The sequence below is a fragment of the Streptomyces sp. NPDC091371 genome, from assembly GCF_040684275.1.
GTDB lineage: Bacteria > Actinomycetota > Actinomycetes > Streptomycetales > Streptomycetaceae > Streptomyces.
Genome location: NZ_JBFBFP010000028.1, coordinates 94,258 through 106,700, shown reverse-complemented (window position 1 = coordinate 106,700; position 12,443 = coordinate 94,258). Strand labels below are relative to the sequence as shown.

The window sequence follows — 12,443 nt, the reverse complement described above, 5'->3', positions numbered from 1 at the left end:
CTTTCCTCCGGGCTTTCGTTCTGCTGTCTTGCGTTTCCGACTCTATCAGACTCTTTCGTGTCCGACTTCCTCGGTGCTTTCCAGGTTTTCGCTTTCGCGTTTCCCTTTCCGGCGAGTCCGACTCTATCAGAACCTTTTCTCAGTCGTTTCCGACCGGATTGGAATTCCGATGGCCTTCGGGGGGCCTTTCCCTTTCGGGAGAACCAGACTTTATCAGGTTTCCCCAGGTCTGGATTCCCACCCGCCCGCATGACTCGACCGGACACACATGTGTGCCCGGCTGTTGTGCTGGGGTGGAGACGTAAACGTACTGGAGCGGGGCCCCCGGATGCAAATCCGGTTGCCCCGCTCCAGTGATGTCGTTACGGCGAGGGTCAGACCTCGACGACGACCGGGAGGATCATCGGGCGGCGGCGGTAGCTGTCCGAGACCCACTTGCCCATCGTGCGGCGGATGAGCTGCTGGATCTGGTGCGGCTCGGCCACGCCGTCGGAGGCCGCGCGGGCGATGGCCTCTTCGATCTTGGCGACCACCGGGCCGAAGGCGGAGTCATCGATGCCCGAGCCCCTGGCCTGGATGTTCGGGCCGCTGACGACCTTGCCCGTGCTGCTGTCCACCACGACGTAGACCGAGATGATGCCCTCGTCGCCGAGGATCTTGCGGTCCTTGAGCGAGGCCTCGGTGACGTCGCCGACCGAGAGGCCGTCCACGTACACGTAGCCGGCCTGGACCTTGCCGGAGATCCGGGCCTTGCCGTCGATGAGGTCGACGACCACGCCGTCCTCGGCGATGACGATGCGGTCCTTCGGAACGCCCGTCATGGCGCCGAGCTCGGCGTTGGCGCGCAGGTGGCGCCATTCGCCGTGGACCGGCATCAGGTTCCGCGGCTTGCAGATGTTGTAGAAGTACAGCAGCTCGCCGGCGGAGGCGTGGCCCGAGACGTGGACCTTGGCGTTGCCCTTGTGGACGACATTGGCGCCCCAGCGGGTCAGGCCGTTGATCACGCGGTAGACCGCGTTCTCGTTGCCGGGGATGAGCGAGGACGCCAGGATCACCGTGTCGCCGGGGACGATGCGGATCTGGTGGTCGCGGTTGGCCATGCGGGACAGGGCCGCCATCGGCTCGCCCTGGGAGCCCGTGCAGACCAGCACGACCTCGTCGTCCGGCAGGTCGTCGAGGGTCTTGACGTCGACGACGAGGCCGGCCGGGACCCGGAGGTAGCCCAGGTCGCGGGCGATGCCCATGTTGCGGACCATCGAGCGGCCGACGAAGGCGACGCGACGGCCGTACTCGTGGGCGGCGTCGAGGATCTGCTGGATGCGGTGCACGTGGCTGGCGAAGGAGGCCACGATGATCCGCTTCTGGGCGCTCGCGAAGACGCCGCGGATGGCGTTCGAGATGTCGCGCTCCGGCGGGACGAAGCCCGGGACCTCGGCGTTCGTGGAGTCCGAGAGGAGGAGGTCGATGCCCTCCTCACTCAGGCGCGCGAAGGCGTGGAGGTCGGTGAGGCGGCCGTCCAGCGGGAGCTGGTCCATCTTGAAGTCGCCGGTGGCGACGACCATGCCCGCGCCCGTGCGGATGGCGACGGCCAGCGCGTCCGGGATGGAGTGGTTGACCGCGATGAACTCGCAGTCGAAGGGGCCGAGGTTCTCGCGCTCGCCTTCCTTCACCTCCAGGGTGTAGGGGCGGATGCGGTGCTCCTGGAGCTTCGCCTCGATGAGGGCCAGCGTCAGCTTGGAGCCGATCAGCGGGATGTCCGGCTTCTCCCGCAGGAGGTACGGGACGGCGCCGATGTGGTCCTCGTGACCGTGCGTGAGGACGATGCCCTCGATGTCGTCGAGCCGGTCCCGGATGGACGAGAAGTCCGGAAGGATCAGGTCGATGCCCGGCTGCTCGTCTTCGGGGAAGAGGACGCCGCAGTCGACGATCAGGAGGCGACCGTCGAACTCGAAGACGGTCATGTTGCGGCCGATCTCACCGAGGCCACCCAGGGGGGTGACCCGGAGGCCGCCCTTGGGGAGCTTCGGCGGCGGACCGAGTTCAGGATGCGGATGGCTCAAAAGTCTCTCCTCACCACACACGCCACGTACCTCGGAAGGCACGTGGCGCGCATGTCGTTCGTGCACTTGCTTATGTCTGTTGTGGTCTTGCTTATTCAGTTGTGAAGTCTGTTGTCAGAGCTGTACCCCGCCCGCGGCAAGATCGATCTTGAGCTGGGCCGTCTCTTCGGGGGTCAGCTCGATCAGCGGGAGTCGTAGCGGGCCCGCCGGCAGGCCCTGCAGGTTCAGGGCGGCCTTGGTGGTCATCACGCCCTGGGTGCGGAACATGCCGGTGAAGACGGGGAGCAGCTTCTGGTGGATCTCGGCGGCCTTCTGGACGTCCCCGCCCAGGTGGGCCTCCAGCATGGCGCGCAGGTCGGGGCTGACCACGTGGCCGACCACGGAGACGAAGCCGACCGCGCCGACGGACAGGAGGGGCAGGTTCAGCATGTCGTCGCCGGAGTACCAGGCGAGGCCGCTCTGCGCGATGGCCCAGCTGGCGCGGCCGAGGTCGCCCTTGGCGTCCTTGTTGGCGACGATACGGGGGTGCTCGGCCAGCCGGACGAGGGTTTCCGTCTCGATCGGGACGCCGCTGCGGCCGGGGATGTCGTAGAGCATCACCGGCAGCTCGGTGGCGTCGGCGATCGCCGTGAAGTGCCGGAAGAGGCCCTCCTGCGGCGGCTTGCTGTAGTACGGGGTGACGGCGAGCAGGCCGTGGGCGCCGGTGCGCTCGGCCTGGCGGGCCAGCTCGAGGGTGTGGCGGGTGTCGTTGGTACCGATGCCGGCGACCACGTGGGCGCGGTCTCCGACGGCTTCGAGCACGGCTCGTACGAGGTCGTTTTTCTCCGCGTCGGTGGTGGTCGGCGACTCACCGGTGGTGCCGTTGATGATCAGGCCGTCGTTGCCTGCGTCCACCAAGTGGACGGCGAGCTGCTGCGCGCCGTCGAGGTCGAGTGCGCCATCCGCCGTAAACGGCGTGATCATGGCGGTGAGGACCCGCCCGAAGGGGGTCTGCGGAGTCGAGATCGGAGCCATGGGTAACACGCTACTCGCTGCCATGCTCGCGGTGTCCCCTCGGGGGACGTCAACAGGGTGTTGGACGCCGGCACTGCCTGCTCGGGGGTTCAAGCAGTGCCGGGTCCGTTTGATCAGCCTAGATGAACTTTACGAAGCGTCGCAATACGGACACTTCGGACTTAGCTCAGCACATGTGTGCGCGACGGGCACACCGGCCCTTACGGGGCGACGCGGCCGTTGTTGTTGAAGGCCGCGTACGTGAGCGGCATGAGCTTCGCCCAGTGCTGCTCCATCTTCTCGCCGACCATCTCGATCTCCCGCTGCGGGAAGGACGGCACCGTCGCGAGCTCGTGCTGGGTGCGCAGGCCGAGGAAGTGCATGAGCGAGCGCGCGTTGCAGGTGGCGTACATCGACGAGAAGAGGCCGACCGGCAGGACCGAACGGGCAACCTCGCGGGCCACGCCGGCCGCGAGCATCTCCTGGTAGGCCTCGTAGGCCTGCCGGTACGAGTCCTCCATGACCCGGCCGGTCAGCTCCTGCTGCGCCTCGGTGCCCTCGACGAAGACGTACTTGCCCGGGCGGCCCTCCTGGACGAGCTTGCGCTCGGCGTCCGGGACGTAGAAGACCGGCTCCAGCTCCCTGTAGCGGCCCGATTCCTCGTTGTAGGACCAGCCCACGCGGTGGCGCATGAACTCGCGGAACACGAAGATCGGGGCACTGATGAAGAAGGTCATCGAGTTGTGCTCGAAGGGGCTGCCGTGGCGGTCGCGCATCAGGTAGTTGATGAGGCCCTTGGAGCGCTCCGGATCCTTCTGCAGCTCGTCGAGGGACTGCTCGCCGGCCGTGGAGACACGGGCGGCCCACAGCACGTCGGAGTCGGTGGCGGTGTGCTTCACCAGCTCCACCGTCACATCGCTGCGGAAGCTGGGTTTCAGATCTGAAGCGGCGGTCTCGCGCACCGGAGGTCCTTCCGAACGGGTCTTTCATGGGGCGCGCCCACTCTACGGCGCTCCGCGCGGCTCTCCGCGCAGGCAGCGGGGGCGGCCCGGACGGGCGAACAGCTGACGCTCCGACATGAAATTTGGTTAATGTCCCGAAATCCGGCACCGATTGTGCGGTTCGTACGTCTATCCAGGAGAGCGCACACCACCCGTCCCGAGGAGGCTCACCCTGATGTTCCGCCGGCGCGAACCCGTCCCGTTCGCCTTCGTCGCCGAGGCCGACCGATTCCGCAGCAACGTCACTCCGCCGCCGCGCGAGAGTCTGAGCAAGAGCCAGTTGGCCGCCCGTAGTCTGGTCGGTCTGACCGTGGTGGCGGGGCTCGTCGGCTCGCTGCTCTTCGGCATGCCGGCACTGCAGCCGAGCAAGGCGCCCGAGAAGTCGCAGCAGTCGCAGGCCTCCGAGGGGCGGTAGCCTCACGGGCACAGCCCAACCGAACGTGCATGTGAGTGAGGTCCAGCCGTGCCCCTGCCCTTCCTGACGGCCGACGGCGTGTCCGACGCGGACGACGATGCCGACGCGGTACTGGCCCATGTCGACCACGACCGCTGGCGGCGCCCCTACCGGCCCGGCCCCTGGCGGGTGGCGATCTCCGCGGTGCTGCTCCTGGTGTCCGCCTTCATGCTGCTGGCCACGATGATCATCGCCTTCGTGGGCGCGTGGGCCGGGGCGGCGGTGTGCCTGGTCGCCGCCCTCTCGGTGGTCGGGTCGGCGCTGCGGATGCTGCAGATGGGCGTGTGGGTGAGCCGTGCGGGGCTGCGCCGCGTGGGGTTCTTCGGGACGCGCTCGGTTGCCTGGAGCGAGATCGTCGAGCTGCGTACGGTCCAGCAGCCGGTCCGCTTGCTCGGGCTGCCGCGGACCGTACAGGGGCAGGCGCTGACGGCGGCCGCGCGTGACGGCGCGGAGCTGCCGGTGCTGCTGACCGACCACAACGCCGACTTCCTGTCGCGGGCCGAGGCCTTCGACCGGGCCGCCGACACCGTCGGGGCCTGGGCCGACGAGTACCGGCCCGTCGCCGTGTGACGTCGTAGCGGAGCCCGCGCGGGAAGCCCGTACAGGTCAGGCCTGTACGGGCTTCTCGTCATGCAGGGCGATGGCGCGCTGCATGGCCGTGCGGGCCCGCGGGGTGTCGCGGGCGTCGCGGTAGGCGACGGCGAGCCGGAACCAGTTGCGCCAGTCCCCCGGCGCGTCCTCGGTCTCGGCCCTGCGGCGCGCGAAGACCTCGTCGGCGGAGTCCCGCAGGATCCGGCCGTACTGGTCGCGTTCCAGCTCGTCGACGGGCAGGCCGCCCTCGGCCTCCAGCTCGGTCGCGAGCTGGTTGGCCTTGGTGACGAACCGGGTGTTCTGCCAGAGGAACCAGACGCCGATGACCGGCAGGATCAGCACGGCCACCCCGAAGGTGACGGAGAGCCAGGTCCCGTGCTGGATCAGCATCAGGCCCCGGCTGCCGGCCAGGACGAAGTAGACGACCAGGACGGCGGCCGTGAGGAAGTACGTGATCTTCGCGCGCATCGTGGAATCAGTCCGGTCAGCCCAGGTCGAGGAAGTGTTCCAGGCCGAAGGTGAGGCCCGGGGTCTGCGTCACGCGGCGCGCGCCGAGCAGGATGCCCGGCATGAAGCTGCTGTGGTGCAGGGAGTCGTGACGGATGGTCAGCGTCTCGCCCTCGCCGCCGAGGAGCACCTCCTGGTGGGCCAGCAGGCCCCGCAGGCGGACGGCGTGCACCGGGACGCCGTCGACGTCCGCGCCGCGCGCGCCGTCGAGGGCGGTGGCGGTGGCGTCGGGCTGCGCGCCGAGGCCGGCCTCGGCGCGGGCGGCCGCGATGAGCTGCGCCGTACGGGTCGCGGTGCCGGAGGGCGCGTCGACCTTGTTCGGGTGGTGCAGCTCGACGACCTCGACGGACTCGAAGTAGCGGGCGGCCTGGGCGGCGAACTTCATGGTGAGGACGGCGCCGATGGAGAAGTTCGGGGCGATGAGCACCCCGGTCTTCGGGGAAGCGGCGAGCCAGGTGTTCAGCTGCGCGAGGCGGTCCTCGTTCCAGCCGGTCGTGCCGACCACTCCGTGGATGCCGTGGCGGATGAGGAACTCCAGGTTCTCCATCACCGAGGCGGGGGTGGTCAGCTCGACGGCGACCTCGGCGCCGGCCTCGGCCAGCGTCTCCAGCTTGTCGCCGCGGCCGAGCGCGGCCACCAGCTCCATGTCTTCGGCGGCCTCGACGGCCTTGACCGCCTCGGAGCCGATGCGGCCCTGAGCGCCGAGGACCGCCACGCGCAGCTTGCTCATATTGCTTCCCTTACGTCCGTACGGAATTAGGCGACCGCTTCGTCGAGGCGGGCCGCCTGCTTCTCCTTCAGCGGGCCGATCACCGCGAGTGAGGGCCGCTGGGCCAGTACATCCTGTGCGACCGACCGGACGTCGTCCGGGGTCACCGCGGCGATGCGGGCCAGCATGTCGTCGACCGACATCTGGTCGCCCCAGCACAGCTCGCTCTTGCCGATCCGGTTCATGATCGCGCCGGTGTCCTCCAGGCCGAGGACGGTGGAGCCGGAGAGCTGGCCGACGGCCCGCTTGATCTCTTCGTCGGCGAGCCCGTCGGAGGCCACCTTGTCGAGCTCGTCGCGGCAGATCCGGAGCACGTCGTGGACCTGGTTGGGGCGGCAGCCCGCGTACACGCCGAAGAGGCCGGTGTCGGCGAAGCCCGAGGTGTACGAGTACACGCTGTAGGCCAGGCCGCGCTTCTCCCGCACCTCCTGGAACAGGCGCGAGGACATGCCGCCGCCCAGCGCGGTGTTCAGCACGCCCAGCGCCCAGCGGCGCTCGTCGGTGCGGGCCAGGCCCGGCATGCCGAGGACCACGTGGGCCTGCTCGGTCTTGCGGTTGACCAGGTCGACGCGGCCGGAGGTGCGGATGCGCTTGGCGCCGGTGCGCGGGCCGATCGGCTCGGCGTCGGTGTGCTTCAGCGCGCCGGCCTTCTCGAAGGCGGCGCGGACCTGGCGGACGACCTTGTTGTGGTCGACGTTGCCGGCCGCGGCGACCACCAGGTGGCGGGGGTCGTAGTGCTTCTTGTAGAAGCGGCGGATCCGGTCGGCGGTGAGCGCGTTGATCGTGTCGACGGTGCCGAGGACGGGGCGGCCCAGCGGGGTGTCCCCGTACATGGTGTGCGCGAACAGGTCGTGGACCATGTCGCCCGGGTCGTCCTCGGTCATCGCGATCTCTTCGAGGATGACCCCGCGCTCGGCGTCGACGTCCTCCTCGCGGATCAGCGAGCCGGTGAGCATGTCGCACACGACGTCGATGGCCAGCGGCAGGTCGGTGTCGAGCACCCGCGCGTAGTAGCAGGTGTACTCCTTCGCCGTGAAGGCGTTCATCTCGCCGCCGACCGCGTCGATCGCGGAGGAGATGTCGAGGGCGCTGCGCAGTCGCGTGCCCTTGAAGAGGAGGTGCTCCAGGTAGTGCGTGCTGCCGGCCAGCGACGGGGTCTCGTCGCGGGAGCCCACATTGGCCCAGATGCCGAAGGTGGCGGAGCGGACCGAGGGCAGTGTCTCGGTGACCACGCGCAGACCGCCGGGGAGGACGGTGCGCCGGACGGTGCCGATGCCGTTGCTGCCCTTGAGGAGGGTTTGGGTACGGGCGACGGCCCGCCCCTCCGAAGAGGGGCGGGCCGTCACACGGGAACTACGCGACGTCACTTGTCGGAGTCGTCCTTGTCAGCGTCGTCACCGGCGGCCTCGCCGTCGATCACGGGGATCAGGGAGAGCTTGCCGCGCTGGTCGATCTCGGCGATCTCCACCTGGACCTTGGTGCCGACCGCGAGCACGTCCTCGACGTTCTCCACGCGCTTGCCACCGGCGAGCTTGCGGATCTGCGAGATGTGCAGCAGGCCGTCCTTGCCGGGCATCAGGGAGACGAAGGCACCGAAGGTGGTGGTCTTGACGACCGTACCCAGGTAGCGCTCGCCGACCTCCGGCATGGTCGGGTTGGCGATCGAGTTGATCGTGGCGCGGGCGGCCTCGGCCGCCGGGCCGTCGGAGGCACCGATGTAGATGGTGCCGTCGTCCTCGATCGTGATCTCGGCGCCGGTGTCCTCCTGGATCTGGTTGATCATCTTGCCCTTGGGGCCGATGACCTCACCGATCTTGTCCACCGGGATCTTGACGGTGATGATCCGCGGGGCGAAGGGGGACATCGCGTCCGGCGTGTCGATCGCTTCCATCATCACGTCGAGGATGTGGAGGCGGGCGTCGCGGGCCTGCTTGAGGGCCGCGGCCAGGACGGAGGCCGGGATGCCGTCGAGCTTGGTGTCCAGCTGGAGCGCGGTGACGAACTCCTTGGTGCCGGCGACCTTGAAGTCCATGTCGCCGAAGGCGTCCTCCGCACCGAGGATGTCGGTGAGGGCGACGTAGTGCGTCTTGCCGTCGATCTCCTGGGAGATCAGGCCCATGGCGATACCGGCGACGGGGGCCTTGAGCGGCACACCGGCGTTCAGCAGCGACATGGTGGAGGCGCAGACCGAGCCCATGGACGTCGAACCGTTGGAGCCGAGGGCCTCGGACACCTGGCGGATCGCGTAGGGGAACTCCTCGCGGGTCGGGAGGACCGGCACGATCGCGCGCTCGGCGAGCGCGCCGTGGCCGATCTCGCGGCGCTTCGGCGAACCGACGCGGCCGGTCTCGCCGACGGAGTACGGCGGGAAGTTGTAGTTGTGCATGTAGCGCTTGCGGGTCACCGGGGAGAGGGTGTCCAGCTGCTGCTCCATGCGGAGCATGTTGAGGGTGGTGACGCCCAGGATCTGGGTCTCGCCACGCTCGAACAGCGCCGAGCCGTGCACGCGCGGGATGGCCTCGACCTCGGCGGCGAGGGTACGGATGTCCGTGATCCCGCGGCCGTCGATGCGGACCTTGTCCTTGATGACGCGCTCGCGCACCAGGGCCTTGGTCAGGCTGCGGTAGGCGGCGGAGATCTCCTTCTCGCGGCCCTCGAAGGCCGGGAGGAGCTTCTCGGCGGCGATCTCCTTGACGCGGTCCAGCTCGGCCTCGCGGTCCTGCTTGCCCGCGATGGTCAGCGCCTGGGAGAGGTCACCCTTGACGGCGGCCGCGAGGGCCTCGTACACGTCGTCCTGGTAGTCCAGGAAGACCGGGAACTCGCCCTCGGGCTTGGCGGCCTTGGCGGCCAGGTCGGCCTGGGCCTTGCAGAGGACCTTGATGAACGGCTTCGCGGCGTCGAGACCCGCGGCGACGATCTCCTCGGTCGGCGCCTGGGCGCCGCCCTTGACGAGGGCGATGGTCTTCTCGGTGGCCTCGGCCTCGACCATCATGATCGCGACGTCGCCGTCCTCCAGGACGCGGCCCGCGACGACCATGTCGAAGACGGCGTCCTCGAGCTCGGTGTGCGTCGGGAAGGCCACCCACTGGCCGCGGATCAGCGCGACGCGGACGCCGCCGATCGGGCCGGAGAAGGGCAGGCCGGCCAGCTGGGTGGACGCGGACGCGGCGTTGATCGCGATGACGTCGTACAGGTGGTCCGGGTTGAGCGCCATGATGGTGGCGACGACCTGGATCTCGTTGCGCAGGCCCTTCTTGAAGGACGGGCGCAGCGGGCGGTCGATCAGGCGGCAGGTGAGGATCGCGTCCTCGGAGGGGCGGCCCTCGCGGCGGAAGAACGAGCCGGGGATCTTGCCGGCCGCGTACTGGCGCTCCTCGACGTCCACCGTCAGGGGGAAGAAGTCGAGCTGGTCCTTGGGCTTCTTCGACGCGGTGGTCGCGGAGAGGACCATCGTGTCGTCGTCCAGGTAGGCAACGGCGGAGCCGGCGGCCTGGCGGGCCAGACGGCCCGTCTCGAAGCGGATGGTGCGGGTGCCGAAGGAACCGTTGTCAATGACGGCCTCGGCGTAGTGGGTCTCGTTCTCCACTAGCGTTTTCTCCATTTTCGTCGTCTCCGTCCGCCGCCCGTGTGGCGGTGGACGGTTGCGGAGAAGCGCGCCTGGCCTGGGGGCCGGTCTTCGATCGAAGCATCCGGTTCGGTGCCCGCGGGGGCATTCCGGGTGCCACTACCGAGGACCGGCGGCGTAGGGAGGGCGCTCCTCCTCTTCAGTTGTGCACGTCTTCCTCAGACGCACACGGGCGTCCGTTCCAGACTACAAAGGGTCCGGTCCGGTCCGCACGTACAGCAAAGGGAGCGGCCCCCGGATGTGGGAACCGCTCCCTCCACAGCGCTTTACTTGGCGCCGGCCGCACCGCGGCGGATGCCGAGGCGCTCGACCAGCGCACGGAAGCGCTGGATGTCCTTCTTGGCCAGGTACTGCAGCAGGCGGCGACGCTGGCCGACCAGGATCAGCAGACCACGACGGGAGTGGTGGTCGTGCTTGTGGGTCTTGAGGTGCTCGGTCAGGTCCGAGATGCGGCGGGACAGCATCGCGACCTGGACCTCGGGGGAGCCGGTGTCGCCCTCCTTGGCACCAAACTCTGCGATGATCTGCTTCTTCGTAGCGGCGTCGAGCGGCACGCGTACTCCTCGTTTAGGTCTTCGTTGCCACCGAGTGCCCCAGGTCGAATTCTCTGGGGATCTTCCGTAACTCGGGAGGCGGGGTCCGCTGAGCGCAGCTTCCAGAGGATTCCGGGAGCGCGTACACAAACGGCCGTCACACAGCGTACCAGGCTGCCGGGTCGCGGCGTCTCAGCTGGTGAGAGAGCGGGCCCGGGAGTAGACGTCCAGCACGGCCAGGGCCAGCGGGCACAGGCTGAGCAGGACCGCCGCCTCGGTGAGGTCGAGCAGCCTTCCCCAGAAGGGTGACAGGCCCGTGCGGGGGATGACAAGCGCAATTCCGGTGAGGAGGGCCGCTCCGGCGGCGACGGCAGCGGTCAGCCAGATCGTACGGACGTCCGTGCCGCCGCGGCCGTGGGCGGCTGCCACGGCTTCGGGGAGGGCGGCCGGCGTGTGCAGGGCCAGGCCCAGGATCAGCAGGGCGACGGCGGCCAGGCCCGCGGTCAGGGCGCAGACCACCTGCGAGGTGCGCCGGAAGATCCGGGCGCGCAGCAGCATGGCGAGGCCGGTGGCGAGGGCCAGCAGGCGGCCCCCGGTGTCGCCGGAGAAGGCGAGGACGGCGGCGGACCCGACGGCGACCGCCGCGCAGCCGGCGACCAGGCCCAGCAGCATCTCGTGGCCGCGGCGGGCCTGTGCGGCGATGGCCCCGGCGTCGAGCGGGGCGCCCTGCCCGGTGCCGTCCGCGCCGGGCGGGTCACCGTACGGGTCGGTGTCGTAGCGGTCCGGGGTCGCCGTGGGCTCGGTGTACTCGTCTGCGGCGCTGCTCGGGGGCGCGTAGCCGATGGGCAGCCGGGCGACGCGGGCGGAGAGGCCGGGGAGGTAGGCGACCAGGCCGATGGCGACGGGGGCGCAGACCGCGGCGGTCCGGGCGGCGGAGGCCCCGGTGGCGATGGCCGCGAAGGCGGCGAGGGTGCCGGTGGCGGCGGCGAGGGCGGCCGCGACGAAGGGGGCGTCCCCGCTGGGGGTGAGCGCGACCAGGGCGACGGAGGCGACCATGACGCAGACGCAGCCGAGGAGGAACTGGAGCCGGCCGGGGCCCTGGCCGGCGGCCGGGGCGGCGATCGCGGAGCCGGCGATCAGCAGGTGCGGCAGCGCGCTGAGGCCGAGCGCGACGGCGGAGCCGCGGTCGCTGTAGACGCGGGCGCGGACCCCGGCGACGGCGGTGAGCAGGATGCCGAGGACGCCGGCGATGACGCCGGGCAGTCCGCTCGTGTCGTGGCGGACCGGGTCGGCGTACCAGAGGACGAAGCCCAGCGTGACGAGGAGCAGTGCGGCGCCGGCCAGGCCCGCGCCGCGCAGCATGTCGTCGCTCCAGCGGCGCCGGTCGCGCACGACGGCGGAGGCGATGGCGTCGGAGACGTCGTCGAAGACCGCGGGCGGCAGGGACTCGGCGAAGGGGCGCAGGCTGAGCACTTCTCCGTCGAGGACCTGCTGGGCGGCGAGGGTGCGCGCGCCGTCGAGGACCGTGCCGGAGCGGCGTACGAGGTGGAAGCCGGTGGGGGCGCCGACGGGCTGGGTCTGGCCGGTGAGGCGCAGCAGTTCGGGACAGACGTCGGCGACGGCGATGTCCTCCGGAAGGGCGACGTCGATACGGCTGTCCGGGGCCACGACGGTGACCCTGCGGAAGCCCGTCGTTGCGGCCGTACTCACCTGTGTGACCTCCTGGTTGACGCCTGGGGCGACGACGGGCGGTTCGCGGAGCGCATGCCCTGACGGGCATTGGGCGCGCCACCATACCGGGCGTGTGACGGACCGTCGGACGCATAGGATCGCGGTCGCGCGGAGAAGACCTGCTCCGTGCCCGGGAGTTGGGGGCGCCGGCTGCGGTGTCCCGTCCGTGCCCGAGAGAT

The 12,443-nt window shown here is 69.9% G+C and carries 11 protein-coding genes; 2 read left to right on the top strand and 9 right to left on the bottom strand.

Annotated elements, in window-relative coordinates; all coding sequences use genetic code 11:
• Nucleotides 1–374: 374 nt before the first annotated feature.
• From AB0O21_RS26550 to thyX, 3 genes are all read right to left on the bottom strand, one after another.
• The gene (locus AB0O21_RS26550; protein WP_365174822.1) at nt 375–2,060 is read right to left on the bottom strand and encodes a ribonuclease J; all 1,686 of its coding nucleotides are present in this window, start codon (nt 2,058–2,060) and stop codon (nt 375–377) included.
• A gap of 114 nt (nt 2,061–2,174) precedes the next feature.
• Nucleotides 2,175–3,074, bottom strand: a complete 900-nt coding sequence (gene dapA, locus AB0O21_RS26545; protein WP_365174819.1) for a 4-hydroxy-tetrahydrodipicolinate synthase — start codon at nt 3,072–3,074, stop codon at nt 2,175–2,177.
• Nucleotides 3,075–3,274: 200 nt separating this feature from the next.
• A complete protein-coding gene (gene thyX / locus AB0O21_RS26540; RefSeq protein WP_365174817.1) occupies nt 3,275–4,015 on the bottom strand; it encodes an FAD-dependent thymidylate synthase in 741 nt (246 codons plus the stop codon).
• A gap of 214 nt (nt 4,016–4,229) precedes the next feature.
• On the opposite strand from thyX, the gene AB0O21_RS26535 reads away from it, so the two are divergent.
• Nucleotides 4,230–4,469 (top strand): hypothetical protein, encoded by a 240-nt coding sequence (locus AB0O21_RS26535; RefSeq protein WP_365174814.1) that lies wholly within the window; start codon nt 4,230–4,232, stop codon nt 4,467–4,469.
• 48 nt (nt 4,470–4,517) lie between these two features.
• Nucleotides 4,518–5,078, top strand: a complete 561-nt coding sequence (locus AB0O21_RS26530) for a PH domain-containing protein (protein ID WP_365174811.1) — start codon at nt 4,518–4,520, stop codon at nt 5,076–5,078.
• A gap of 36 nt (nt 5,079–5,114) precedes the next feature.
• Here AB0O21_RS26530 and AB0O21_RS26525 read toward each other — a convergent pair whose 3' ends face one another.
• The 6 genes from AB0O21_RS26525 to eccD form a co-directional block, all read right to left on the bottom strand.
• The gene (locus AB0O21_RS26525; RefSeq protein WP_365174809.1) at nt 5,115–5,567 is read right to left on the bottom strand and encodes a hypothetical protein; all 453 of its coding nucleotides are present in this window, start codon (nt 5,565–5,567) and stop codon (nt 5,115–5,117) included.
• Nucleotides 5,568–5,583: 16 nt separating this feature from the next.
• Nucleotides 5,584–6,336, bottom strand: a complete 753-nt coding sequence (gene dapB / locus AB0O21_RS26520; RefSeq protein WP_365174806.1) for a 4-hydroxy-tetrahydrodipicolinate reductase — start codon at nt 6,334–6,336, stop codon at nt 5,584–5,586.
• A 26-nt stretch (nt 6,337–6,362) separates the two neighbouring features.
• A complete protein-coding gene (locus AB0O21_RS26515; protein ID WP_365174804.1) occupies nt 6,363–7,742 on the bottom strand; it encodes a pitrilysin family protein in 1,380 nt (459 codons plus the stop codon).
• Entirely contained in the window at nt 7,739–9,961 is a 2,223-nt protein-coding gene (locus AB0O21_RS26510) for a polyribonucleotide nucleotidyltransferase (protein ID WP_365174837.1), read from the bottom strand. The genes AB0O21_RS26515 and AB0O21_RS26510 overlap by 4 nt, the downstream gene beginning before the upstream one ends.
• Nucleotides 9,962–10,266: 305 nt before the next feature.
• Nucleotides 10,267–10,554 carry a 30S ribosomal protein S15 gene (rpsO, locus tag AB0O21_RS26505; RefSeq protein WP_365174801.1) on the bottom strand — a complete coding sequence of 96 codons (288 nt, stop codon included), beginning with the start codon at nt 10,552–10,554 and terminating at the stop codon, nt 10,267–10,269.
• Nucleotides 10,555–10,725: 171 nt separating this feature from the next.
• On the bottom strand, nt 10,726–12,243 hold the full coding sequence (gene eccD, locus AB0O21_RS26500) for a type VII secretion integral membrane protein EccD (protein WP_365174798.1): 1,518 nt from the start codon (nt 12,241–12,243) through the stop codon (nt 10,726–10,728).
• Nucleotides 12,244–12,443: the final 200 nt, after the last annotated feature.

Coding starts and splice junctions, on each gene's coding strand:
- dapA (WP_365174819.1), bottom strand. CDS start 3,074: ATGGCTCCGATCTCGACTCCGCAGACCCCCTTCGGGCGGGTCCTCACC.
- AB0O21_RS26535 (WP_365174814.1), top strand. CDS start 4,230: ATGTTCCGCCGGCGCGAACCCGTCCCGTTCGCCTTCGTCGCCGAGGCC.
- AB0O21_RS26525 (WP_365174809.1), bottom strand. CDS start 5,567: ATGCGCGCGAAGATCACGTACTTCCTCACGGCCGCCGTCCTGGTCGTC.
- dapB (WP_365174806.1), bottom strand. CDS start 6,336: ATGAGCAAGCTGCGCGTGGCGGTCCTCGGCGCTCAGGGCCGCATCGGC.